Source organism: Pandoraea pneumonica (genome assembly GCF_049918595.1).
Lineage (GTDB): Bacteria > Pseudomonadota > Gammaproteobacteria > Burkholderiales > Burkholderiaceae > Pandoraea > Pandoraea pneumonica_A.
Map to the genome: position 1 here is coordinate 1 of NZ_JBNCRZ010000016.1, position 272 is coordinate 272.

Here is a 272-nt window from a genome sequence, read left to right on the forward strand (position 1 = left end):
CTCCGCTGTCGTTCGTCCTGCGCTTGACGCTCAGCTCGTAACGGCTCCCCTTGTGAGTCAGGATCAGTGACGTCTGAGGCATCAAGCCCCGCCACTTCTGGCGATCCATTGCAGTGCCTTTGCTCCGCTCCCACCGCCATTCGATGTAGCGATTGAGTGCGGCAAGCGCCTTCGGATGGCTCAGGTACACACAGCGCTGGCGGCAGCCTTTCGTGATCGCCGCCCGCAGGCTCACCTCTTCTCGAATCAGTCCGGACGGCTGGAGCACGTCG

Annotated in this window: 1 pseudogene; it reads right to left on the reverse strand. The window is 62.5% G+C overall.

Features of this window, described 5'->3' with window-relative positions:
• Window positions 1–272: pseudogene (locus tag ACPWR9_RS25860) on the reverse strand (site-specific integrase); the annotation flags it as partial.